Annotated in this window: 26 protein-coding genes, 1 tRNA gene and 1 other annotated feature; of the genes, 16 read left to right on the top strand and 11 right to left on the bottom strand. The window is 36.8% G+C overall.

Annotated features, from left to right (window positions below; genetic code table 11):
• Positions 1-6 precede the first annotated feature (6 nt).
• Entirely contained in the window at positions 7-915 is a 909-nt protein-coding gene (locus JOS54_RS04990) for a ribonuclease Z (protein WP_203244525.1), read from the top strand.
• Between the two features lie 5 nt (positions 916-920).
• Positions 921-1,817 carry a diacylglycerol kinase family protein gene (locus JOS54_RS04985; protein WP_203244524.1) on the top strand — a complete coding sequence of 299 codons (897 nt, stop codon included), beginning with the start codon at positions 921-923 and terminating at the stop codon, positions 1,815-1,817.
• A 56-nt stretch (positions 1,818-1,873) separates the two neighbouring features.
• Here JOS54_RS04985 and JOS54_RS04980 read toward each other — a convergent pair.
• From JOS54_RS04980 to tgt, 5 genes are all read right to left on the bottom strand, one after another.
• A tRNA-Arg gene (locus tag JOS54_RS04980) sits at positions 1,874-1,947 on the bottom strand.
• Between the two features lie 114 nt (positions 1,948-2,061).
• Positions 2,062-2,502: a GNAT family N-acetyltransferase gene (locus JOS54_RS04975; RefSeq protein ID WP_203244523.1), complete on the bottom strand. Its 441-nt coding sequence runs from the start codon at positions 2,500-2,502 to the stop codon at positions 2,062-2,064.
• Positions 2,503-2,782: 280 nt separating this feature from the next.
• The gene (locus tag JOS54_RS04970; RefSeq protein WP_203244522.1) at positions 2,783-3,478 is read right to left on the bottom strand and encodes an epoxyqueuosine reductase QueH; all 696 of its coding nucleotides are present in this window, start codon (positions 3,476-3,478) and stop codon (positions 2,783-2,785) included.
• Positions 3,471-4,514, bottom strand: coding sequence for a tRNA preQ1(34) S-adenosylmethionine ribosyltransferase-isomerase QueA (gene queA, locus JOS54_RS04965; protein ID WP_203244521.1), 1,044 nt, complete (start codon positions 4,512-4,514; stop codon positions 3,471-3,473). The genes JOS54_RS04970 and queA overlap by 8 nt, the downstream gene beginning before the upstream one ends.
• A complete protein-coding gene (tgt, locus tag JOS54_RS04960; protein ID WP_203244520.1) occupies positions 4,515-5,648 on the bottom strand; it encodes a tRNA guanosine(34) transglycosylase Tgt in 1,134 nt (377 codons plus the stop codon).
• Between the two features lie 59 nt (positions 5,649-5,707).
• Between tgt and JOS54_RS04955 the strand changes: the two genes are divergently transcribed.
• From JOS54_RS04955 to JOS54_RS04940, 4 genes are all read left to right on the top strand, one after another.
• Positions 5,708-6,139: a hypothetical protein gene (locus JOS54_RS04955; RefSeq protein ID WP_203244519.1), complete on the top strand. Its 432-nt coding sequence runs from the start codon at positions 5,708-5,710 to the stop codon at positions 6,137-6,139.
• Positions 6,136-6,474, top strand: a complete 339-nt coding sequence (locus JOS54_RS04950) for a metalloregulator ArsR/SmtB family transcription factor (RefSeq protein ID WP_006627100.1) — start codon at positions 6,136-6,138, stop codon at positions 6,472-6,474. Before JOS54_RS04955 ends, JOS54_RS04950 begins: the two co-directional genes overlap by 4 nt.
• A complete protein-coding gene (locus JOS54_RS04945) occupies positions 6,467-7,027 on the top strand; it encodes a 3'-5' exonuclease (protein ID WP_203244518.1) in 561 nt (186 codons plus the stop codon). The genes JOS54_RS04950 and JOS54_RS04945 overlap by 8 nt, the downstream gene beginning before the upstream one ends.
• A 79-nt stretch (positions 7,028-7,106) precedes the next feature.
• Positions 7,107-7,496, top strand: coding sequence for an Inorganic pyrophosphatase (locus JOS54_RS04940; RefSeq protein WP_203244517.1), 390 nt, complete (start codon positions 7,107-7,109; stop codon positions 7,494-7,496).
• Here JOS54_RS04940 and JOS54_RS04935 read toward each other — a convergent pair.
• The 3 genes from JOS54_RS04935 to JOS54_RS04925 are packed head-to-tail and all read right to left on the bottom strand — an operon-like array spanning position 7,493 to position 10,183.
• Positions 7,493-8,338 carry a zinc dependent phospholipase C family protein gene (locus JOS54_RS04935; RefSeq protein ID WP_203244516.1) on the bottom strand — a complete coding sequence of 282 codons (846 nt, stop codon included), beginning with the start codon at positions 8,336-8,338 and terminating at the stop codon, positions 7,493-7,495. The two genes, JOS54_RS04940 and JOS54_RS04935, sit on opposite strands and share 4 nt — an antisense overlap.
• Positions 8,338-9,546 (bottom strand): pyridoxal phosphate-dependent aminotransferase, encoded by a 1,209-nt coding sequence (locus JOS54_RS04930; protein ID WP_203244515.1) that lies wholly within the window; start codon positions 9,544-9,546, stop codon positions 8,338-8,340. The genes JOS54_RS04935 and JOS54_RS04930 overlap by 1 nt, the downstream gene beginning before the upstream one ends.
• A 55-nt stretch (positions 9,547-9,601) precedes the next feature.
• Positions 9,602-10,183 carry a folate family ECF transporter S component gene (locus JOS54_RS04925; protein WP_203244514.1) on the bottom strand — a complete coding sequence of 194 codons (582 nt, stop codon included), beginning with the start codon at positions 10,181-10,183 and terminating at the stop codon, positions 9,602-9,604.
• A 96-nt stretch (positions 10,184-10,279) separates the two neighbouring features.
• On the opposite strand from JOS54_RS04925, the gene JOS54_RS04920 reads away from it, so the two are divergent.
• The 4 genes from JOS54_RS04920 to JOS54_RS04905 are packed head-to-tail and all read left to right on the top strand — an operon-like array spanning position 10,280 to position 13,806.
• Positions 10,280-11,182, top strand: a complete 903-nt coding sequence (locus JOS54_RS04920; RefSeq protein WP_203244513.1) for a U32 family peptidase — start codon at positions 10,280-10,282, stop codon at positions 11,180-11,182.
• A complete protein-coding gene (locus JOS54_RS04915) occupies positions 11,160-12,392 on the top strand; it encodes a U32 family peptidase (protein ID WP_238928329.1) in 1,233 nt (410 codons plus the stop codon). The genes JOS54_RS04920 and JOS54_RS04915 overlap by 23 nt, the downstream gene beginning before the upstream one ends.
• The gene (locus JOS54_RS04910) at positions 12,389-13,102 is read left to right on the top strand and encodes an RNA methyltransferase (protein ID WP_203244512.1); all 714 of its coding nucleotides are present in this window, start codon (positions 12,389-12,391) and stop codon (positions 13,100-13,102) included. The genes JOS54_RS04915 and JOS54_RS04910 overlap by 4 nt, the downstream gene beginning before the upstream one ends.
• On the top strand, positions 13,102-13,806 hold the full coding sequence (locus tag JOS54_RS04905) for an RNA methyltransferase (protein WP_203244511.1): 705 nt from the start codon (positions 13,102-13,104) through the stop codon (positions 13,804-13,806). The genes JOS54_RS04910 and JOS54_RS04905 overlap by 1 nt, the downstream gene beginning before the upstream one ends.
• 167 nt (positions 13,807-13,973) lie before the next feature.
• Here JOS54_RS04905 and adhE read toward each other — a convergent pair whose 3' ends face one another.
• Entirely contained in the window at positions 13,974-16,631 is a 2,658-nt protein-coding gene (gene adhE, locus JOS54_RS04900; RefSeq protein ID WP_255520656.1) for a bifunctional acetaldehyde-CoA/alcohol dehydrogenase, read from the bottom strand.
• Between the two features lie 160 nt (positions 16,632-16,791).
• Here adhE and JOS54_RS04895 point away from each other — a divergent pair, with 160 nt between their 5' ends.
• Entirely contained in the window at positions 16,792-16,974 is a 183-nt protein-coding gene (locus JOS54_RS04895; protein ID WP_370541390.1) for an IS3 family transposase, read from the top strand.
• Positions 16,975-17,057: 83 nt separating this feature from the next.
• Here JOS54_RS04895 and JOS54_RS04890 read toward each other — a convergent pair whose 3' ends face one another.
• A complete protein-coding gene (locus tag JOS54_RS04890) occupies positions 17,058-17,330 on the bottom strand; it encodes an acylphosphatase (protein WP_203244508.1) in 273 nt (90 codons plus the stop codon).
• Positions 17,331-17,378: 48 nt separating this feature from the next.
• Here JOS54_RS04890 and JOS54_RS04885 point away from each other — a divergent pair, with 48 nt between their 5' ends.
• The 5 genes from JOS54_RS04885 to groL all read left to right on the top strand — a co-directional run bounded on the left by JOS54_RS04885 (position 17,379) and on the right by groL (position 24,237).
• Complete coding sequence (locus JOS54_RS04885; protein WP_203244507.1) at positions 17,379-18,044, top strand: hypothetical protein; 666 nt, start codon at positions 17,379-17,381, stop codon at positions 18,042-18,044.
• A gap of 274 nt (positions 18,045-18,318) precedes the next feature.
• Positions 18,319-18,521, top strand: a binding site (T-box leader).
• A gap of 38 nt (positions 18,522-18,559) precedes the next feature.
• On the top strand, positions 18,560-19,597 hold the full coding sequence (gene pheS, locus JOS54_RS04880; protein ID WP_203244506.1) for a phenylalanine--tRNA ligase subunit alpha: 1,038 nt from the start codon (positions 18,560-18,562) through the stop codon (positions 19,595-19,597).
• A 12-nt stretch (positions 19,598-19,609) separates the two neighbouring features.
• Positions 19,610-21,994: a phenylalanine--tRNA ligase subunit beta gene (gene pheT, locus JOS54_RS04875; protein ID WP_203244505.1), complete on the top strand. Its 2,385-nt coding sequence runs from the start codon at positions 19,610-19,612 to the stop codon at positions 21,992-21,994.
• Between the two features lie 338 nt (positions 21,995-22,332).
• Positions 22,333-22,617 carry a co-chaperone GroES gene (locus tag JOS54_RS04870; protein WP_203244504.1) on the top strand — a complete coding sequence of 95 codons (285 nt, stop codon included), beginning with the start codon at positions 22,333-22,335 and terminating at the stop codon, positions 22,615-22,617.
• Positions 22,618-22,626: 9 nt separating this feature from the next.
• The gene (gene groL / locus JOS54_RS04865) at positions 22,627-24,237 is read left to right on the top strand and encodes a chaperonin GroEL (protein ID WP_203244503.1); all 1,611 of its coding nucleotides are present in this window, start codon (positions 22,627-22,629) and stop codon (positions 24,235-24,237) included.
• Here groL and JOS54_RS07995 read toward each other — a convergent pair.
• Entirely contained in the window at positions 24,193-24,420 is a 228-nt protein-coding gene (locus JOS54_RS07995) for an IS3 family transposase (protein ID WP_370541418.1), read from the bottom strand. The genes groL and JOS54_RS07995 overlap by 45 nt on opposite strands.
• Positions 24,421-24,471 lie beyond the last annotated feature (51 nt).

Below are 24,471 nucleotides of genomic sequence, written 5' to 3'. Positions count from 1 at the left end.
GGCAACATGATAGAAGTCCATTTAATTGGAACTGGTGGAACTGTTCCATTACCAAACCGTTGGTTAACTTCGCTATATATTAAGGTCAAAGGGAAAGCTACTTTGATAGATTGTGGTGAGGGAACACAGATTGCTCTACAAGAACAAGGGCTCTCTTTGAAACAAATTGATACGATTATTTTGACGCACTATCATGCGGACCATACGGCCGGTCTACCCGGTTTATTGCTAACTATGGCAAAAAATAGCCGTACGGAACCAATTCGTATTTATGGACCAAAAGGACTAAAGGAAATTATTCAAGGGGTTAGCTTAATTGCTCGTTTTATTCCCTTTGCGATTGAATGCATTGAAATGGATGGTCATTCTCATTTTAGACTAGAAGATTTAGAGGTACAGGCGTTTCCATTGGTGCATAGTGTGGAATGTTTGGGATACCGTTTTGATTTGAAGAGAAAACCAAAATTCTTAGTTGAAAAAGCACGGGCTTTCGGTTTGCCGGTGCAATATTGGTCTAAACTTCAAAAGGGAGAAACGATTACTTTCAATGGTCAAGAAATTCAACCAAGCGCTGTTTTAGGAGATAAGAGAAAAGGTATTTCTTTTGTATATGCGACAGATACTAGACCGGCTAGTTCCTTGGTGCAACAGTCTTTACAGGTGGATTTGTTGGTGGCGGAAGGAATGTATGGTGATGTTGAAAAGATAGAGAATGCACAAATGAATAAGCATATGATGATGCAAGAAGCTTGCGATATCGCTCGAAAGTGTCAAGTGAAACAACTTTGGTTAACGCACTATTCACCAGCCATGCCATTTCCGAAAATGTATGAAGATGAGTTGAAAGCAATTTATCCGAATGTAAAAATAAGTGGGGATGGACAAAATTGTATCCTTAGATTTGAGGAGGAATAGGCTTTGTGTATTATGTGATTGTAAATCCCGGTTCAGGATCGTACCGAAATAAAACATGGTTGTATGTAGAAAATGAATTTCAGAAAAGAGGTATTTTATATCAAGTATTCTTTTCGACGAAAAACCATGATGTCAACGATATTTTAAAAGGTTTACAGCATGGACAAGTGATGGATGTCATTATTATTGGTGGGGATGGTTCGATGAATTTAGCGGTCAATGCCATTCGCGATTTCACAAAGGTTCGTTTGGGGTATATACCAAGTGGATCGGGAAATGATTTTGGTCGGGGAATGAATATTACGCGTGATGCACAAGTGGCTTTAGAGGCTATTTTGAAAGAGGGATATCGGCAAGTGGATGTTCCGGAAATTCAAATTTTACAAGGGGATTATCCACAAAGACGTCGTTTCTTGATTTCTTGTGGAATTGGCTATGATGCTTTGGCTTGTTACCATGTATCCAAAAGTCATTGGAAAGCACCATTGAATAAGATTGGTATGGGACATTTGGTTTATCTTGCCTATGGTGCTTTATCCATGTTTGAATATAAACCATTTTCTTTAAGCGATGAAAAGGAAGAAATTGCCTTTATTGCGGTGATGAATCAACGCTATGAGGGTGGCGGTTTCTTATTTAGTCCTAACGCTAGTGCGGAAGATGGTTTATTGGATTTTGTTAAAATTTCTAAAATTAAGCGTTTTCGCATGGTGAGCTTGATACCAAGTGCTAGGGATGGTAAGCATGTGAATACACCCTATGTACATATTGAACAAAAAGATCAGGAACACTTTAAGTTTAATCAGCCTGTTTATATTCATGTGGATGGGGAAACCTTAGGTAAAGCAATTGAAGTAAAATTTTTGTTTTCATCAGGAAAACTTATTTTGTTGAATAATTAACTACACAAAAAAGCTTGTTGAAATCGCTATAAAATACAATCAACAAGCTTTTCTAGTGTGCTCGATGAGATTCGAACTCATAACCTTTTGATTCGGAATCAAATGCGCTGTCCACTTGCGCCACGAGCACATACCTTCATCATATTATATCATGATTTGTTAGGTTCATAACAAAGATTTAATATAAAATTTATGTGCTGAGGCAAGATTAAAGTTTATATCAAAATCCTAAAAGTGCTTTGTTTTAAAGGATGAATTCATACCATTCATCCTCTGTTTTTTGAAAACCAAGAATTTGAAAGAGGTATTGACTTTGTCTGTTGAAAGAATAGATATTGGCAATAACTTTATACATACCTTTTTCCTTCGCTAGTTTTATTATTTCTAACAAGCATTTTCTACCAATGTGTTTTCCTTGATATGGTTTGGATATAACAATGGCTATTTCGGAATTATCTCGCAAAGAAATATCACCTATTAAAACACCTTTGTATTCAATGTAGTAGCATTCACCATGTGTGTTTAGGTAATTGTACATACGATGTAAGCTTTCTAAATCATATGGTTTATTTCGGTTATCAACTTGTTTACAGATATCTAAATCTTGATACCAAGCAAGGAATACTTCATCATTTTGGTAATAAGGTATTAGTTTAAGGTCTTGATGAATAATCCTTTCTTTCATGAAATCACCCCTTGGAAAATATAGCAGATTTAAAAAGAATTGTAACTGTTTTTTGACTTTAGTACAATGATTGTAGGAAAAGTAAGGGGATAGAAACGGTTAGTTCATTTATCGATAATGCGAAAGTGATGGTAAAGGGATAAGTTATCACAAAAATTGGTATATTCTTTCGTTGTGAATCAGAGGATTATTCAAAAAGAAGACCTTACTTACTATTGGTCGGATGCAGAGGAAGACATCGTCTAAATAAAACCCGTTCATCTTTTGAAATGAATGGGTTTTATTTTTGTTTATCATGATGTATCTTTTCTTGATAAGAGTAGATGCAACCGCAATAATCTTGGCGATAGATATGATATCTTTGAACAAGTTCATTCGCTTTTTTAGCGCCATCGGCTTTCTTGAAATCCGAGAAGAAATACTTAGTTTTAGAAAAATGCTCTTGTAAAGAGGCGCCAATTTGATTGATTTTTTGCGAGTTCTTTTGGCGTGAAAAGGTCATAACTGTTGTGAAATAATCAAAGCCATGTTCTTCACCATAAAGATAAGATTCAACCATACGATCCTCATAGCACATAAAACAACGTTTCCATCCTTCCGGATCACTTGCTCTAGGTCTTAATTTTTCAATAAATTCAGCTTGTCGATAAGGCAATTCAATGATTGGTATTTCGTCCTTGTAACGCTCATGAAGATACCGTTTAACTTCATTAAAACGTTTATGATATTCACTTTCAGGATAAATATTAGAATTATTGAATATAATCGTTACATCAAAGTGTTCACGAAGAAATTCCAAAGGCCAACAAGCACAAACAATACAACAAACATGCAAGAGTAAACTTGGTTTATGACCGGGTTTTTCTTTTTTATTCTTTTCAATCTCTTTTAAAGACTGTAAATAATAGTTGGTTTTAAAAGAATGGCGAATGCCTTGGATGTATTTGATATATTCTTTCTTTTCTTCTTCAGTCATTGTCAATCAACATGCAATCGCCAAAAGAGAAGAAACGGTATTTTTCATCCACCGCATGGCGATAGGCTTCTTTCGTAAATTCATAGCCCATAAAAGAAGAAATCATCATTAACAAAGTGGACTTTGGCAAGTGAAAATTCGTTAGCATTACATCGCAAGTGTGCCATTCATAACCAGGATAAATGAACAAAGTTGTTTCACCATGGCATTCTTGAAATTGACCAAAGCGATTCCAAACGGTTTCTAAAGTACGAACGGAAGTGGTTCCAATCGCAACAATACGTCTCTTTTCTTGTTTTGCTCGGTTTAAAATAGAAGCTGTTTCTTTAGACATTTCATAGACTTCTGAATGCATGACATGATCATGGACATCTTCAACATCCATTGGTCGAAAAGTACCTAAGCCAACATGAAGCGTCACTTCTACAATTGTGATTCCTTTAGCTTTTAATTGTTCATCCACTTCTTTGGTGAAGTGTAAGCCGGCGGTTGGAGCGGCGGCTGAACCTTCTACTTTTGCGTACACGGTTTGGTAGCGTTCTGGATCAGCTAGTTTTTCCTTAATATAAGGTGGTAAAGGAACTTGTCCTAATTCATCCAGTATCTCTGTAAAAATACCTTCATAAATCATCTTCATTTGACGAAGTCCTTTTTCTTTGATAGAAAGACACTGTGCCTTTAAACATCCATCACCAAAAGAAACCATTGTGCCAACTTTAACCACTTTAGCATTACCGATTAAACATTCCCAAACGTCCTTTTCGTTTTGTTTCAATAATAATAATTCCACATGAGCACCGGTTTCTTCTTTAATACCAAATAAACGGGCTGGGATAACACGAGTGTTATTTCTCACAATGACATCCCCAGGTTTTAAAATATCCACAATATCATGGAAATGTTTGTCTTCATAACTTTGACTTTGCTTATGAATCCATAACATTTTAGAAGTTGCTCGGTCTTTTAAAGGACTTTGAGCAATGAGTTCATGGGGCAAATCATAATCAAAATCACCGGTTTTCCAATCTGTTTTCATCTAAAATCCTCTTTCATCAAAGCCCATATTGGCTAGGGTTTCATTCATAAAGTCCAAATAACGATCTTCTTTAATCGCCTTTCTTGCCTTTTCCATTAAACGAATTAAGAAACGAATATTATGAATCGACATTAAGCGAGTTCCAAAACCTTCTTTGGTTTTGAAAAGATGGTGAAGATAAGCACGACTATAATTTTCACAACAATAGCAATCACATTTCTTATCCAAAGGACGAAAGTCATCCTTGTAAATTGCTTTATGAATATTGATACGACCTTCACTGGTTAATAAAGTACCATGACGAGCAATACGAGTTGGTAGGACACAATCGCACATATCAATATTTCTTAAGACCGCTCCTAATAAATCATTCACCGCTCCAACCCCCATTAAATACCTTGGTTTATCTTCCGGCAGATAAGGGGTGCAATAATCCACCATACGCATCATCGTTTCTTTATCTTCACCAACGGAAGTACCACCAATCGCATAACCGGAAAAGTCCATTTCAACTAGTTTCTCAGCACAATAACGGCGTAAATCCTCATTATCCCCACCTTGAACAATACCAAATAAAGCTTGTTCATCAGGGCGCTCATTGGCTTTTTTACCGCGCGTTGCCCAACGAAGTGTTCTTTCCATGGACTTTTTAGCGTAATCATACGTGGCGGGGTAAGGGATACATTCATCGAAAGACATTATAATATCTGCACCAATTTTATTTTGGATTTGAATGGATTTTTCGGGAGATAAGAATAAAGAATCCCCATTGAAGATATTCTTGAAGTAAACACCTTCTTCAGCAATCTTTCTTGTATCCGAAAGAGAGAAAACCTGAAAGCCTCCTGAATCTGTCAACATGGGTCCTTTATAATTCATAAATTTTTGAACACCCCCAGCCCTAGCAATAATATCTTCACCGGGTCTTAGCCATAAATGATACGTATTGGCTAAAACAACACCGGTGTGCATCGCATAAAGTTCTTCCGGAGAAATGAATTTAACAGTAGCTAAAGTGCCAACAGGCATAAACATGGGCGTTTCCACATCACCATGTGGCGTATGAAGGATACCGGTTCTAGCTGCTGATTGTTTACAAATATGTGTAATTTCAAAATTGATAGGGCTTTTCATAGAACCTCTCTTCCAATTTAGTATTATAACAGGAAAATAGAAAGTGCTATAATATTTCCATGAAATCGCACGTGATAGCGGTGGCTAATTTGGATAGCCGACGATTGATTGAAAAACGTTTTTATGCTAAACCGAAATTTGTGCTATATATGGTATTATTTTTATCATTGGCTTTGTTTGCGGTAAATGTGGTCTGGGGATTGATGGGTCTTGTGATAGCGGCGTATTGTTTAATTTGTCTATTCCAGTTTCCTGATATTCCTTTACTAGAAGTAACGAAAGATTATTTGGTCTTATATCAAAAAAGAGAGGAAGTCTTTTTATTGTATTGGGATGAACTGTATCGTTGGTCCTATGAAAAAGATTGGGAACAAGATCGAATCCGTTTTGTGTTATGTGATGATTCCATTCAAGTGATACCATTTTATAATAAAAAAAGGATTCAAGTGTATATGGATAGATATGCGCCAAAGAAAGAAGGGAAAGCATGAGTATTGTAGACGAAAGAGCAGTTGCGAAAGCGAAGATGGCAATGATTACAGAGGAAGATATTGCCGGTATGTCGATGATTTTTTCAATGTTTGCGGATGGAACTCGTTTGAAAATTATGTCGGCCTTATTTGTTTCAGAGATGTGTGTGGGTGATTTAGCTATTTTATTGAATATGAGTACATCAGCCATTTCCCATCAGCTCGCTTCTTTAAAGAAAACAAAATTGGTGCGTATGCGTAAAGAAGGTAAGAATGTTTTTTATTCAATGGATGATGAACATATTGAAAAAATCTTCCAAGTCACGTATTTACATGTGAAGGAAGACCATGACTAGAGTTATTGCAGTGGATGTCGAAACCGCCAATTCTAATCATAAAAGTATGTGTGCAATTGGATTAAGTGTTTTAGAAGATGGGGTATTAGAAGAAACTTTTTATAGTTTGATTAAGCCGGCTAAAAACGCCAATCACTTTGAATACTTCAATATGAAGGTACATGGTATTCACCCTAAGGATGTACAGGATGCACCAACTTTGCCGGAGGTTTATCCAAAGATCAAAGACTTGTTGGAAAGTGGAATTGTCGTAGCCCATAATGCTTTGTTTGATATGTCGGTGATACGAGATTGTTGCTTGAATACAGGTTGTCCTTTACCAAAGGTAGTTTATTTTGATTCGGTTCCTTTATCCAAAAGAGCCTTTCCTTTATTGGTCAATCATAAATTAAATACCGTAGCACAGTATTTGGATGTTCCTTTGAATCATCATCATGCCGGTTCGGATGCTTATGCTTGTTTAGCGATTGTGGCAGCGGTAATGTCGAAATATGAAATCTATGATTGTGAAGCTATGTTGCAACATTTAAAAATCCCATTGAAACACATGTAAAAAGTTTCAAAATGTTTCGTAATTATTTACATTTTCTTTTGAAAATAGTAGAATGATAAAGATGTTCAAGGGGAATCGTATGGAACTACAAAACAGTGCTTATTTTTGGCAAAAGGTTGATACACTATTTTTATCAAGTGGATATACCATTCTAAGAAAAAAAGGGGAAAGACATCCCCAATTTCCAAATTTAATTTATCCGGCTGACTATGGTTATGTAAATGAAACTAAGAGTACCAATGGTAATGGTGCTAGTCTTTATGCCGGTAGTGAAAATCGGAATAAGATTACTTCTTTAGTGATAGCAGTTGATATTCTTAGTCGCGAAATGGATGTTAAGATTTTAGTGGGCTGTAGTCCTGAGGAAGAGGAAGCCATCCTTCGTTACCTCAATCAAACGGATTACCAAAAGACTATCTTAGTTCGTAAGGGTGAAGAATTGCCAAGCTGGGCACAAACAGACGATTAGTCGTTTGTGTCTTTTTTTATTGGTCGACCATTGAAGTCACAAAGCAAGTAAGGATCTAAATGTTCGTTCATAATCGAAGCTGCGACAACACATGCTTTACCATAAACTTCAGGATAACTTAGTTTACTGACACCTAATTCTGTTTGGATGGCTTCATGCTGTAAATTTAGAAAATCTAAAGCTGAGTCCTGTTTTAGCATCATCGAAGATATAAAGGGATTTAAGCCATAAAACTTTTCAATACGCCTTACCCATTTGAATTTGGTCGCATTTGGTTTTAAAAGCAGTAAACCAATCTCAAAGTCTGCCAAACAAGAAATAAGTTTCTTGACCTTTACATCCACATGAAAGATTTCTTTGAATAAACACTGATACATTGTAGCGACTAATTCTTTATTGACATGGTTTAGATGGACGTGTTTATGCACTCGATAATCTTGAATTTTCAATCCTTGTTGAGACAAAGACCAAGTATCAATCTGTGATTCAATTTCAATATGAGCATTCTTATGATTTAGCTCTTTCGCTTTGGCGTCAATAAAGGGATGTGAGAAAGCGTCTAATACATAATGAGAAATAAAACCTGCTACATAGGGCTTTAAACGTGGCTTTAGTTGCTGATACGATGTAAGAAATTCTAATGTTTCTTTTACTTTCTCCCGATGCAAACGCCTGCCTAATTGATTAAGTTGACCAAAAGAAGTGGAGGAGAAGAAAAGAAAGTCCGGACCTTGAGAGCCTAAAAGATAAAGCGCATTAAAAGGAATTTCTTGACGAACAGATGGTGAATATAAGCGATACACGGCCTTCGCAAAGATGTCATGAGTTGTAGCGGCTGGCATTATAATTCTCCTTGTATTTCTTTTAAGCGTTTGGCTAGACCATCTATTTTCACTAATGGTAAGGAACAAAGGGCAATACGAATTCCCTTTGGAACAAGAGCACAATAAATATGGTGCTTGATAAGAGCTTGATGATAAGCTTCTCGTTTTTCATCACAAACCAAGGTCAAGAAGAAACCTTCTTTAAAAGGATAATAGCGTAAACCACAAGCATCAGCTTGTTGCATAAATAAGTCAGCTCTTTTTTTCAATAATTGAACGGCTAAGTCTTTTTCTTTTAAATAAGCTTCCGGATGAATTAAGATGTTGGCAATATTTTCCATACCGGAATTGGATATATTTGACCACAAAGAACGTGCTTGTTTATCCATGACATGTAGCACAGCATCCACAACTTCTTGTTTTTGATGGAGCATAAGTAAAGCACCAAGACGCATACCGTAAGAGGTAAAGCTTTTAGAACAACTATAAGCAATCAAAGCTAAAATGTTATGATCTAATTCATTCCAAACTTCTAAGAAAGCACGACCATCACTATGGAAAGTATAATCCATATAAGCCACATCATTTAATAAAATGATGTGCTTATCTTTAGGTAAGCTATTTAGAAAAGAAACCAGTTCTTGCCATTCGGAAAGACTTAAGCTATAACCAGTTGGATTTTGACATGGATCATTGATGACAAGCAGGAATTTATCATTGGATGGAAGCTGTTCTAAAATAAGTTTTTTAAGACCATTTAAATTAAAATGATTTTCTTCAAATAAGGAATAATAAACAGCTTTTAAATTATGTTCACTAGCCATTAACTGATACACAGGCCAAGCAATCTCAGGGATTAAAACCGTTTGACCTGCTTCTAAGAAATTCGAAAAAGCTAGGGCGACAGCTCCTGTACCCCCCGGTGTCGCAATGACTTCTTTTTTAAATTGAACTTTTTTATCTTGAAAAACCCATTTTAAAATGGCTTGACGATAATTTTCATTTCCTTTAAAGGCTGAAGCGTAAGCGGCTTTAACCGTATGGGGAATTTCATCATATGGCGCAAAGACGCTATCAAAAGCGAATAGTTGACCATTTTCATCATACAAAGTACCAATTGTCGCATTAACTGTTGTTGGCTCGAAATCCTTCTTTGCTGTTTCGGATAACGAAAAAACCGTATCCACCAGTTCATCTGTATTTTTTGTTTTCTTTAAAAAGCTCATATACATAATCCTCTTTTCACCATTATACTCCAAAACAAAAGGCATTTTGAAAAGCCTAGAAACGCAATGGAAAGTCATTTTTGACTGTACGTAGATGTTTGGCATTAAGAATAGGAATTAAAGCATTGAATAATAGAAGGAGAAGAATAACTTCCAGTGGGAATAAACTTGTGTTTTTAATGGCTGAAGCAGTCATATAGCCCCAAAGTGTTTTTTTGGTATAAAGCATAGAGGACCAAAGACTATTTAAGAAAATATTGGTAAAGATGGAGTTGCACATTTTAGCTAGAATTAAATGACGAACTTTAATTTGATTGCCATATAAGAAGATGCCGTAAAAGAAACTACCTAACATAGCGGTTAAGATATAGCCTGGAAAGTAAGTCCCATTTGGTTGCAACATAAAACCAAGGGTATCGGTAATAGCTGCTGACAGCATGCCGGCCACAGGACCTAAGATACTAGCTTCAACTGCCACTAAAACAAATCCAAATCCAGCTCTTAAATTATGGGATACAGTGATGTGAAGATAGTTGGTAGCGATAATTTTTAAAGCAATGAAAATAGCCATGATGGCAAGATAACGGACATCTTTTAAGTTTTTAGCACTGTTTGAAAACCTTTCTTTTAAATTCATCAAATTCTCTATCCTTTCTAAATTAGACCTATCTAAAATAGCATAGACCTAACCATAAGACAATTAAGAACAAGAGTATCGTATATCATCAAATGGATGGCTATCGTGTATAATGATTCTATGACTTATTTATCCATCACAATAGACAACTTAGAAGATGTAGAAAGCTTTGAAAAGGCAGGGGCTGAAGAGTTTATCTTTGCTTTTCAAAATAGTTGCTTTAGTTCCGCTCGTTCTTTTCTGAAGGAAGAGTTGATTCATTTAAAAAAAAGAATGATGAAAGAACGGAGAATGGCGGTTTTAATGAATCGCTTATTTTCCCAGTTTGAAATTAAACAAGCTCAAAAGGATTTACAGGATTTGTTAGAAGCGGGAATAGAAAGCATCTTGTTCGCTGATCTAGCTTTGTTACAGAAAGCAAAGGAATTAGGTAGAATGAAGCAATTGATTTATTCGCCGGAAACACTAGTTACTTCTTCTTTAGATGCTGAAATATGGATGAGCCTTGGTCTTCAAAGAGCCGTTATTTCACCTTTATTAACGGAAAGGGAAATCATGACAATTTCATCGATGGTTCCGCATCTTTCTTTACCCATTCATGGCTATCAGATGATGTCTGTTTCCAAGCGTCATTTGTTAAGTGCGTATCAAAATTACAGCCATTTAGAGCACAGCTTGGTCCGTAATCAAAAACTTTGGATTCAAGAAACCCATCGCGATGGACATATGCCTATTTATGAGGATGAATTTGGAACCGTGATTTATACGGATTTTGTTTTACAAAGTTTTAAGTATATTCAAAAGTTTGTTGAAAGGGGAGTTGAACGCTTGGAAATGAATTCTCATTATTTAAGTAAAGAAGAAAATGAACAGGCTATTCAATCTTATAGTAAGATTTTAAATGGAGCCAACTATGAAGAAGAGGAAATGAAGTATAGAAAGGCATTTTCCGATTTGCCGTTGGAAGATGGTTATTATGGTCAAAAAACGATACGGTGAGGGTATGAAAAAACCGGAATTATTAGCGCCGGCCGGTGATTTAGCCAGAGCGAAAACAGCTATTCTATATGGGGCGGATGCCATCTTCCTAGGTGGACAGAATTTTTCATTGCGTTCTCGAGCTTCAAATTTCAGCTTAGAAGATATTCAAGAAGCTTGTGTTTTTGCGAAAGAACATGGTTCCAGAGTGCACGTGACGGTTAATGTGATACCGCATGAGGAAGATTTTGATGGTTTAAAAGAGTATTTGAAAAGGCTGGAGGACTTTGGTGTAACAGCGATTATCGTCGCTTCCCCGGCGATTATGCGTATTGCTAAAGAGGTGGCACCGAAACTAGAGCTACATTGTTCTACACAAATGTCGATTACTAATGTGGAAACAGCGAAATTCTTAGTGGATGAATTTCATTTAGACCGCGTTGTTTTAGCTAGGGAATGTTCTATTGAAGAAGTAAGAGCTATCACAAAAGAATGTCCGGTGGAAGTGGAAGCCTTTATTCATGGTGGTATGTGTGTAAATTATTCGGGGCGTTGTACTTTATCTAATCGTATGACTCTAAGAGATGCCAATCGTGGTGGATGTGCACAATCGTGTCGTTGGGAATATAAGTTGTTTGATGGAGATGAAGAATTAAGTCAGAGACAATTATTTACCATGAGTTCAAAGGATTTAATGGCAGCTGAATACATTTATGATTTAATGGCGGCGAATGTGCCTTCCTTTAAGATCGAAGGAAGAATGAAGACGGAATATTATGTAGCGAATGTGGTGCGTGCTTATCGTGAATTGATTGATGCAATTTATTTGAAACAAGCACCATTAACGAAGGAAGAAATGGCAGTTCATTTAAAAGAGATTGCCCGTGTGGAAAATCGCGAAACAGCGAGCGGTTTGTACCCGGGTGAAAACGATATAGAAACAATTCTTTATCATCCAACGACCAATCATGATGTTAATCATGATTTCATTTCAACCATTATGGAATATAAAAATGGGACTGCTAAAATGCAGGTACGGAATGCGTTTTGCCTTGGGGAAACACTGGAAGTATTATCACCAGGCATGCCAAAGCGTTCTTTCGTGGTAAGCCATATTCAAAACATCAATGGTGAGGTTATGGAAAGAGCGAAAAGACCAATGGAAATTGTTGAAATTCCAGTTCCCTTTGCATTGAAGAAGGATGATATTATCCGTCGAGGTAGAGTATGATTTTAGAAGGAGCAACTTCCATCAAAGCGGCTTTGGAAGCCAAAAAAAGAGTTATCAAGGCCTTGTATGTGGTTGAAAAGAAAAGAGACCGAAATTTAAATTATATTTTATTTAAAGCTCATGAAGCCGGTGTTCCTATTCATCGGGTTCAACGAGAAGAGATTGATGCTTTAGCATTGGGTAAAACCCATGGTGGTCTTTTAGCGGATGTCAGTGAAAGAAAAATGGATGAATTGGATATACAAAACAGCTCTTTTCTTTTAGTGGTAGAAGGAGTTGTGGATCCATTTAATTTTGGTTATATTGTTCGGACTGCCTATAGTGCCGGGGTGGATGGCATTTTAATGCCGGAGTATCATTGGCATGATTTAGAATCGGTTATTTTAAAGTCTTCGGCAGGAGCTTTTGACCATTGCCCCATCATTCAATCCAAAGATTTAGCTGGTGATTTAAAGCTTTTGAAACAAAAGGGCTTTACTGTTTATGCAGGCTATCGTCATCAGGCGATTGTGTATGATGAAGCCGATTACACAAAACCGTCTATTCTATGCGTTGGTGGTGAACTAAGAGGTTTATCCAAACAGGTGTTGGAACAGGTGAATCAAGCGGTTTATATTCCTTATGCGAACGGCTTTAAGAATGCTTTAAATGCGGCGAGCGCTTGTTCGGTATTCTGCTTTGAAGTATTACGACAAAGGAGGCATCATTAATGGAAAAGATTACTTCTTTACAAAATAAGAAAGTAAAAATATGGACTTCTTTACAAACGAAAAAGGGTCGGGATGAACATCAGCTTTTCCTAGTTGAAACGGAACATTTGATAGAGGAAGCGAATAATGCTCATGTTTTAAAAGCCATTCTTTCGGATGAGGATGGGGATATTCTTGTCACAAAAGAAATCATCCGGAAATTAAAAACATCGCAATCCACCATTCATAAACTTGGTTTATGTGCAATACCTCATTTTGAAAAAAAGAGATATAAGAAAGTTATTTTGTTAGATGAAGTACAGGATCCAGGTAATCTTGGAACGATTATTCGAACGGCTAAATCGTTTGGCTTTGGAGCTATTTATTGTAGTGAGAATTGTTGCGATGCTTTTAATGCGAAGTGTGTGCAATCTTCACAAGGGGCTATTTTTTCAATGCCTATCTTTCGCCAGGATTTAAAGAGTGTGATTGCTTTTTTAAAGAAGCAAGGTTTAAAAGTTTTAGGCACCAGTCTAAAAAAATCCATTCCATTAAAAGAAGTTCAGAAAATAAATGACATCGCTATCCTTTTAGGTAATGAAGGACAAGGCGTTAAGGATGAATTATTGGCCTTATGTGATGAAATCACACGCATTGAAATGGATGGTTTTGAGAGTTTAAATGTGGCAATAGCGGGAGCTATTTTAATGTATACCTTGCAATAGGATAAAATGGTTGTCAATGTTCAGTGAAAATGTCCCAAAAAATTTGTAATATAAGCGGGGAATCTTAATGAAGTGCCCCCTAAAAGTTAGACACCAATCCAACTTTTTGGAGTTATATTTTTTTATCCAAAAGAAAACGTGGTATTGTTGAAATACCACGTTTTAGATTAGTGTTGATTGTAAGTGATTACTTCACCAGTATAAGCGGCCTTCATAATATCCATCATATCTTGAATCATAGGCACACGAGGATTTGCTGGTGAACATTGATCTTCATAAGCTAAGTAAGCAATCTTCTCACGGTTTTCATCCCAAGTCTTTTCATCAATTCCTTGTGACTTGAAATTCATTTCCATACCAACATCAATTCCTAAGTCATAAACAGCTTGGGCAAACTTTTGAACACCTTCTTGAACCGTATCAAACTTCAAACCAATGGCACGAGCTAATTCACAATAGCGTTCATCAGCATTGTAGTATTGATATTTAGGCCATAAACCTGGTTTTTCCGGCTTTGTGCCATTATAACGAATGACATAAGGTAAGAAAGTAGCACAAGTTCTACCGTGAACTGTATGGAATTCGGCTCCAACTTTATGGGATAGTGAGTGACACATACCCAAGTAAGCATTTGCGAAAGCCATACCAGCCATGGTGGACGCATTATGCATCTTTTCACGAGCTTCTTCATCTTTAGCGCCATTATGAACGGCACGAGATAGGTATTCAAAGACCATTGTAACGGCTTTAAGTGCTAAAGCATCGGTATAGTCCGTTGCCATGACAGATACGTAAGCTTCACAAGCGTGAGTTAAGACGTCCATGCCGGAGTCGGCAGTTACTTTAGAAGGTAAGTTCATCACCAAGGCAGGGTCAACAATCGCAACGGTTGGGGTTAAGGAATAGTCAGCTAATGGATATTTTAAGTTTTTTTCTTTATCGGTAATAACAGCGAATGGAGAAACTTCAGATCCAGTACCGGAAGTGGTTGGGATACATACTAAGTTGGATTTCTTACCTAGTTCAGGATATTGGAAAGCACGTTTACGAACGTCCATGAATTTTTGTTTCAAGTCAGCGAAATCAACTTCTGGATGTTCATAGAATAACCACATTCCCTTAGCGGCATCCATGGCGGATCCACCACCTAAAGCAATGATAGTATCTGGTTTAAAAGATTGCATCAATTCCCAACCTTTTTTAACCGTTTGTAAGCTTGGATCAGGCTCAACATCACAGAATAATTGCACTTGGACAGGTTTTAAACGAGACGCTAATTGTTCACGAATGCGTTGTACATAGCCCAAGTCAACCATGGTACGATCGGTTACGATGAAGGCACGAGTGATTTCACGCATATCGCGTAGGTAAGTAATGGAGTTTTGTTCGATGTAAATCTTGCTTGGAATCTTGAACCATTGCATAGTATTTCTTCTCTTTCCTATCTTTTTGACATTGATTAAATTGATTGGACCAACGTTACCGGATACAGAGTTATGTCCATATGATCCACAACCTAATGTTAAGGATGGAATAAAGGAATTATAGATATTACCAATACCACCAAAGGTTGTAGGGGAGTTCCAAATCAAACGACAAGCTTTCATACGCTTACCAAAATCTTTTGCGAGCTTTTCATTTCTAGTATGAATGGCGGCAGTATGACCAATCCCATTTAACATAACCGTCGCTTCTGCTTTATCAAAGCCATCCGCAATACTATCTGCTTTTTCCATAGCTAGAACAGGGGATAGTTTTTCACGAGATAATGGTTCTTTCACACCCGGTTCTTTTACTTCAGCAATTAAGATAGAAGTCTTAGGATCCACTGTAAAGCCTGCTTGTTTAGCTATCCAAGCCGCCGCTTTACCAGCAACAGCGCTATTTAATCTTGCTTGTTCAACATTCTTGTCGTTGGCTTCACAACCAAACATGTATTTTTCCAATAGTTTCTTTTCTTTAGCGTTACAGAAGTGTACATTGTAATGCTTGAATTCTTCTTTGACATCGTTGTAAATTTCTTTATCCACAATAACCGTTTGTTCTGAAGCACAAATCATACCATTATCAAAGGCTTTGGACATAGCAATATCATTAACAGCTTGTTTGATGTTGGCGGTTGCTTCAATATAAGCGGGAGCGTTACCAGCCCCTACTCCCAAGGCAGGTTTTCCGCAACTATAGGCTGCTTTGACCATCGCATTACCACCAGTGGCTAAGATGGTTGAAACACCAGGATGGTTCATTAAAGCTGTTGTAGCATCCATGGATGGATTTTCAATCCATTGAACACAGTTCTTAGGAGCACCAGCCTTTAGAGCCGCCTCATAAACAATGCGAGCGGCTTCAGCAGAAGACTTTTGTGCATTTGGATGGAATGCAAAGATAATTGGATTTCTTGTCTTTAAGGAAATAAGACTCTTAAAGATAGCCGTTGAAGTGGGGTTGGTTACCGGGGTTAATCCAGCTACCACGCCAACCGGCTCGGCAACTTCGGTAATACCTGTTACTGAATCTTCACTGATGACACCAACTGTCTTTAAGTTACGCATGTAGTTCACCATGTATTCACAAGCAAATAGGTTCTTTGTGGCTTTATCTTCAAAGACCCCACGACCTGTTTCTTCTACGGCTAAACGAGCTAAGGTACCATGTTGATCCAAAGCGGCAACAGTAGCTTTTGCTACAATGTAGTCGATTTTTTCTTGATTGTAGCCAGCGTAATCATCTAAAGCAATTAAGGCTTTTTCAACCAATTCGTTGACTTCTTCTTGTGGACTTAAATTTTTTTCAGACATAACTTTCTCCTTCGTTATTGTTTTCACAAGTTCTATTCTACCTGCTTTAAAGGGGATTGCAATAGTATTTATTATTTTTTTCACATGTAAGCGATTTCAAATTGTTTTTTGATTCACAAATTCATTTTTAAGAAGAAATTGAAAATAATATGGTGACACTTATAGAAGTTCCAATATATGAATCTCCGTGTTTTTGGGCATTATTAACATTGACACGAACATAAGCAAAAAAAGTAGTGACAACGGTTATGAAGAATTAAAGTCAGAAATTGAACGATATATAAGGTACTACAATGAACAACGAATTAAAGAAAAACTAGGATGGATGCCACCTGTACAATACAGGATAGCATCCATGTGTTCCGCCTAGTTTATAAATATGTGTCCGGGATTCCGGGTACATATCAAAGTCTAACTTTTGGGGGTCGGTACACTTCCGGCAACCAAGAGAGATTAATAATAGGAAAACTTTTTCTCATTAGGAACTAAGTCAACTTCTTTGACTTGATAATCTTTAACTTGAATAAAACGACCATCCCCCTGTTGAATTTGATCTAAGAAAACCATTAGTCTTGTTTCGTCACCTTGCACATAAAATTCCACATTTCCATTATCTAAATTTCTAACTAAGCCAGTCAAACCTAAACGTAGGGCATTGGATTGACAAAAATAACGAAAGCCGACGCCCTGCACACGACCACTTACAACTCCATAATAACGTTTCATACTACAAACATTATGAATTAAAAGTTATACTAGTGGCAAGGAGTTCTTATGAAACAAATCATTTTATCCACTGCTTCTTTGGCTCAATCTTGGCTAGCCGATGACCTTTTGCCTCTTCTTCATAGGGAAAGTCGAGTTCTTGTCCTAACCTGTATTCGAGAAGAATTTCATGTGATTGGTGAAAGCTTAGAAGCTTCAACTCAAAAAGAAATTGCTCGTTCACTTTTTTATTATGGTGTCCCAAAAAACCAAATGTGTTTTTGCCGTTTGTTTGAACAGAATATTTCTAAAATCCGTCATGCTTTGGAGAATTGTGATGTAGTTATCTTTGTCGGTAATGATGCCTTATTGGCGCATCATCGTCTACTGGATTTTGATTTAATGGCAGATATTCAACGATATAAAGGGACAGAAATTTTAATTGGACCAATGGCTTATTTGTTTATTGGGAATAGTCAATTTTATCCTCTCAAAAGTGACATTCAGAATATATCCGGTTTGGATGTATTGTTTCATTATGTGGAAAGTGAAGAAAGTTTACGGGCTATTTTAAATGTATTAGAGGATCAAGCCTATGCAGTCATTGCTTTGAAGGAAAGTGCCGGTTTTATATATGAAGAAGGAGAGCTTATTCCGTTAGGGGATGCCTATTTATTTCAACCGAGTCAAATAGATGAGCTTTATGAAGCTTATTTGACTTATCAAGAGAATTAAATAATGGCGTTACAACTTTTTCTTGAATTCAGAACTATACTTAGCCATAAAATACCAACCTCCAATCGTTAGATTTTTAGTCTAACGCCATTGTGATATTGCTTCTAATTTTATGTTTCGCATTAAATATCAGAAGAGATATAAAGAAGTAAAAAATCTAATTTATGTTATTTGCGTAAATTGCAATAATAAGTTGAACATTGACAGTTAAGAAAACCGTCGTATTGAAAAGGACTAAACACTTGAAAATAAGCGTGTTTATCTCTATAATTTAAGCAATACGATGATAAAAGAGTAGTAACTTTCACTTGTATTAGGTAGAGAGATTCCGGTAGCTGAAAAGGAATTCTAATCAAGAAAGCGAATTCACTTTTGGAGTGAGATTAACCCTCTCCGCTAACGCCCGTTAAGCGTAATCAAGTTGCGTATGAAATACATGCGAAACAGGATGGTACCGCGTATATTTACGTTCCTGCAATTGTCAGGGACGTTTTTTATTGCAAGAAAGGAAGATTATGAACGAATCCATTAAACATTTACAAGAAAAAGCTTTGCAAGTTATTCAAGAGGCTAAAGATTTAGATATTTTAAATCAACTAAGAATTGATTATTTAGGAAAGAAAGGTTCTATCCAAGCATTAATGAGCCAAATGAAAGACTTACCAAAAGAAGAAAAGCCGGCTTTTGGTCAAGAAGTCAATGCCTTAAAACAAAGTGTTACGAAGGCTATCGAACAAGTTCAAAAGATTCTTGAAGAACAACAACTCTTCGCCCGTTTAGAAAAAGAAAAAATTGATATTAGTTTAAATGGTCACCAAAGAAAGTTGGGAACAAAGCATCCACTATTAGCCATTCAAGACGATATTGAAGAACTATTCTTAGGTATGGGCTATACCATTGCGGATGGACCGGAGGTCGAACTAGACCATTACAATTTTGAGCTGGCGAATATCCCTAAGGACCATCCAGCTAGGGACATGCAGGATACCTTCTATATTGATCCAAACACCTTATTAAGAACACACACCACTGCTATGCAGATGAGAGAATTAGAAAAAGCTAATGGTCAAGGAACGATTAAGCTGATTTGTCCGGGAAAGGTGTATCGTCGTGATGATGATGATGCGACACACTCTCACCAATTTATGCAATGCGAAGGATTGGTTGTGGGTGAGGATATCCGTTTATCCGATTTAAAGGGTACTTTATTAGCCTTGGCAAACACTATGTTTGGTAAAGGTAGACAAATTCGTTTCCGTCCTTCCTATTTTCCTTTTACAGAGCCTTCAGTAGAAGTGGATGTGTCTTGTCCGTTTTGTGAAGGAAGTGGTTGTCATGTTTGTAAGCAATCCGGCTGGATTGAAATTTTAGGAGCTGGTATGGTGCATCCAAAAGTTTTAGAGATGAACGGCTTTAATTCTAAAAAATACAACGGCTTTGCGTTTGGGGTTGGTTTGGAAAGAGTAGCTATGTTGAAGTATGGTATTGATGATATCCGTCATTTCTATACCAATGACACCCGTTTCTTAGACCAATTTCAAGAACTGGACTAGGAGGGAAGAAAGATGAAATTAAGTTATAAATGGTTATCACAATATGTGGATTTAAAGGGTATTTCAGCCCAAGAATTAGCTCAATCTTTAACCCGTTCCGGTCATGAAGTTGAAGGACTAGAAACCTTAGCAAGTGCAACAGGCTTGGTGATTGGTGAAATCATTGAATCAGAGCCTATTCCAAAAACCCATTTGAATAAAGTTCAAGTACGTATTTCCGATACAGATATTAAACAAATTATTTGCGGAGCTCCAAATTGTCGAACAGGATTGAAAGTAATCGTCGCTTTACCGGGAGCTAAGTTACCAATGGGTGAAATCAGTGCCAAACCAGTTCATAATTTAGAATCGAATGGTATGTTATGTAGCTTAAAGGAATTAGGTGTTGATACCAAATTACTCAGGGATAAACAAATCAATGGTATTGAAGAATTAAATCAGGATGCTCCAGTTGGTGAAACGAATGTGTTAGCCTATCTTGGTTTAGATGATACGATTTTAGATATTTCTTTAACTGCTAACCGTTCGGACTGTTTATCAATGTGGGCAATGGCTAGAGAAGTAGCGGCGATTGTAAATAGAAAGGTAACACTGCCAACATTACAAGAACATAGGGAAGTGCCATCTTCCTTTCAAATTCACTTAAAGACTGAAAAAGCATCGTATTATTTAGGAAAAGTAATTGGTAGAGTGAAAGTTGGTCCTAGTCCAAAGTGGTTAAAGGAAGCCCTTATTTCTTCCGGCATCAACAGTATTAATAATGTTGTCGATATTTCCAATTACGTTATGTTAGAAACAGGGCAACCGCTTCATTTTTATCAACTTAGTAAATTAAAAAACCATTCCATTGAAGTGGTAGATGGTCATCAAGAAAAAATTAGAGCCTTAGATGGTGTGGAATTCCAATTAGAACCAGAAGATATTGTTATTGAAACAAGTGGTCATTTTGCGGGCATTGCCGGTGTAATGGGTGGTGAAGAGTCCATGATTGATGATGAAACAACTTCGATTTTCATGGAAGCGGCACATTTCTCAACTGTACAAATTCGTCATACCGCAACGCGCTTGAATTTAATGACAGAGGCGGCTTCTCGTTTCATAAAGGGAATGGATCCATTAGCGGCTCAACAAGCTATTCAAAGGGCAACGGATCTTCTGGTTGAACTAGCAGAAGGTGCTGAGATTGAAGAAACGGTTGAAGCAGGACAGGATGGCTATACCGCTATTGAAATCAAAGAGACACTAAGTCATTTAAATCAAGTTTTAGGCACTAAATTCACCTTAGAACAAGTTTCTTCCATTCTCGAAAGATTGAATTTTACACCATTGGTGCAAGGAGATGAAATCACTTGTTATATTCCAAGCTATAGAAGAGATATGGAATTAGATGCGGATGTACAAGAAGAAGTGATTCGTTTGTTAGGATACGATGATTTAGATACAACCCTACCACGCATGGAAGCAACCGTCGGGGAAAGAAACGAACGCCAAATAGCCAAGCGTAAGACAAGAGAAACACTTATCTCTTTTGGTTTACAAGAGATTGTGACTTATACGTTACAATCCAAAGAAGAAAGTGAAAAAGCTTTATGGCCTTTGGGAGAAGCGATTTCTTTATCCATGCCGATGTCAGAGGCGAGAAGCCATTTGCGTACTTCTTTAATGACATCTGTATTAGCCAGTGTTCAATACAACATAGCCCATAAGAATTATCCATTAGCTTTCTATGAAATTTCAAAAGTGTATGCGAAGGGATTGGAACAAGAACGCTTATCCATTTTCTTAGAAGGAAATTATCAAGAGGATAAGTTATTTGGTTTAGAAGAAAAAAGTGATTTCTATACCTTAAAAGGTATTTTAATGGCTTGGTTAAAGAAATTTGGTATTCAGCAAGATCACATTGAAATCAAGGAAAACAATGAATATATAAGCCACTTTCATCCATACCGTTCGGCTTTGGTTTACTTGAATCATCAACTCTTAGCTATTTTTGGTGAAGTTCATCCAACGCTTCAAAAACAATATTCCTTAAAAGAAGCTTTCTATGCGGAAGTAAACTTAGAAGTTTTCTATCAAGTGAAAAGAAAGCTTCTTCACTTTAAGGAATTAGACCGCTATCCTTCAGTGGATCGTGACATTGCCTTGGTTGTTAAGAAGGAAATACCCGCGCAAAAGATTGTTGATACCATTCGTCAAAATGGGAAGCAGTTAGTTCGTCAAGTGGATATTTTTGATGTTTATGAAGGAAAACACGTTGCTAAAGAAGACAAGTCCATTGCTTTAAGAATTCGTTATCAAGATAGTGAACATACATTACAAGAAAGTGAAGTTAATGAGATTCATGAAAGTATTTTGCATGAATTAAAAGAAAAGTGTCAAGCGGTTTTACGTTCGTAAAAAGAAAAGGAAATATTTTTGGAATTTTCCTTATTCTTGAATTGTCAAGCTGAGTGCAACACAGTTGAATAATAGGCTTCATAGGGTGTTTTGAAACCAAGTCATCCCGTCGTGCTTTTTAGTTTGAGTGTGGTGTATAGCTTGATGATGCCTTATTTTTAATTCTTAGAACAAAGCAGTATCAAAGGTTTATATCAAGCCACAACGATGCGTGCTTGTGTCTTTATTCTGCTTTAAAGTGTTTTATAAATACTTATAGTGAATGAATTGACAGGGAAAGATATTGTGCTAAACTACTAATTAGCACATAACAGGCAAGAGTGCTAAAGGAGGTAATTATGTTAAAACCATTGCGAGATTATGTTGTGTTGGAAAAAGTAAAGGAAGAAACCGTTACGGCATCCGGAATCGTTTTGAAGACAAAAGAAGCTGGCGATGAACCAAGTCATGCGTTAGTCTTAGCGGTTGGTCCGGGTTTAACCGAAAATGGAAACTTAATTCCAATTGATTTGAAAAAAGGTCAACATGTCATCTATAAGAAGTATAGTGGTACAGAAGTAAAAGATAATGACGAAGAATATTTATTGATTAAGGCTGAAGATATTTTAGCCATTGTTGAATAGGAGGTTTTTATGGCAAAAGAATTAAAATATGCAAAAGAAGCACGTGATTTAATGGTAGAGGGAGTCAATCAATTAGCCGATGCAGTTAAGATTACTCTTGGTCCAAAGGGAAGAAATGTGGTGTTGGAAAAGTCATTTGGTTCACCGGTGATTACCAATGATGGTGTCACCATTGCCAAAGAAGTGGAATTAGAGGATAAGTTTCAAAATATGGGGGCGAAGTTGGTTTATGAAGCAGCGAATAACACCAATGAAGTAGCAGGAGATGGAACCACCACTGCCACTATCTTGACACAAGCCATGATTAACGCTGGCTTAAAGGCAGTGGATAAAGGAGCTAATCCGGTTTTAATGAGAGAAGGAATGGAAAAAGCGGCTAAGGAAGCAGCGAAGGCTTTATTAAATTCTTCTAAACAAATCACCACTAATGAAGATATTAAAAACATTGCGACGATTTCTTCGGGAAGTGAAGAAGTAGGTGAAATCATTGCTCAAGCAATGTCTAAAGTTGGTAATGATGGTGTTATCAATGTGGATGAATCTCGTTCTTTTGAAACAGTATTAGAAATGACGGAAGGTATGCAGTACGATAAGGGATATGTTTCTCCATATATGGTTTCTGATCGCGATAAGATGGAAGTTTCTTTAGATAGCCCTTATATTTTAGTGACAGATCAAAAGATTAACACCATTCAAGAAATTCTTCCTTTGCTAGAAGAAGTAGTGAAAGTGAATAAGCCATTGGTCTTGATTGCGGAAGATTATGATAATGAAGTGATGAGTACTTTAATTATCAATAAGCTAAGAGGAACCTTTAATGTGGTCGCAACGAAGGCGCCGGGTTTTGGTGATAACTCGAAGAACCAATTAGCAGACATTGCCGTTATGACTGGTGCTTCTTTCTGCTCAAAGGATTTAAATCAAAATTTAGCAGACTTAACTTTAGCTGATCTTGGTTCAGCGAAGAAGGTGGTTGTATCGAAAGATAAGACAACGATTATTGATGGTGCTGGTGATAAAGAAGAAGTTTCAAATCGTGTTTCGGAAATTAAGAAGACGATTGAAAATACAACATCTGATTATGATAAGAAAAAACTTCAAGAACGCTTAGGTAAGCTAACCAATGGTGTTGCTTTGATTAAGGTTGGAGCAACCACAGAAACAGAATTAAAAGAAAAGAAATTGAGAATCGAAGATGCCTTGAATGCAACGAAAGCCGCTGTTGAAGAAGGTGTTGTGTCTGGTGGCGGCTTAGCGTTGATTGAAGCTTATAAGGAAGTGAAGTCTAGTCTTAAGGAAGATGTAGTGGATGTACAACGTGGTGTAAATGTTGTGCTAGAAGCTTTAAAAACACCAATTTGTCAGATTGCTGAAAACGCCGGTTTTGATGGCAATGAAATTCTTGAAAGACAATTAGCGGAAAATAAGGGGATTGGTTTTAATGCTAAGAAAGGTGAATGGGTAAATCTCTCTAAGACAGGTATTATTGATCCAACTAAGGTGACTCGTTCAGCTTTACTCAATGCGGCTAGTATCTCTGGTTTATTCTTGACAACGGAAGCGGCGATTGCGGATTTACCAAGTAAAGAAGCTCCTGTTCCACAAATGCCTCAATATTAAAAACATAGAGTAACGAAGTAAAGTCAATTTCAAATTAATATATAAGGATTGATTTCTGTATTCTACAGGGGTTAATCCTTTTAATTTTGTGGTAATTCTTTGATTATTATCATCAATGCACTCTTCCATCCCCTTTTGTAATTCATCTAATGAATGAAATGTATATTCAACTCCATAAAACAGTATTATTCCGATAAGATGGTATAATGATGTGACCCCAAAAAGTTAGACTTT

The sequence above is a fragment of the Bulleidia sp. zg-1006 genome (assembly GCF_016812035.1).
GTDB lineage: Bacteria > Bacillota_I > Bacilli_A > Erysipelotrichales > Erysipelotrichaceae > Bulleidia.
The sequence above is the reverse complement of the archived record's forward strand: the minus strand, read 5'-3'. Positions and strand labels throughout refer to the sequence as shown.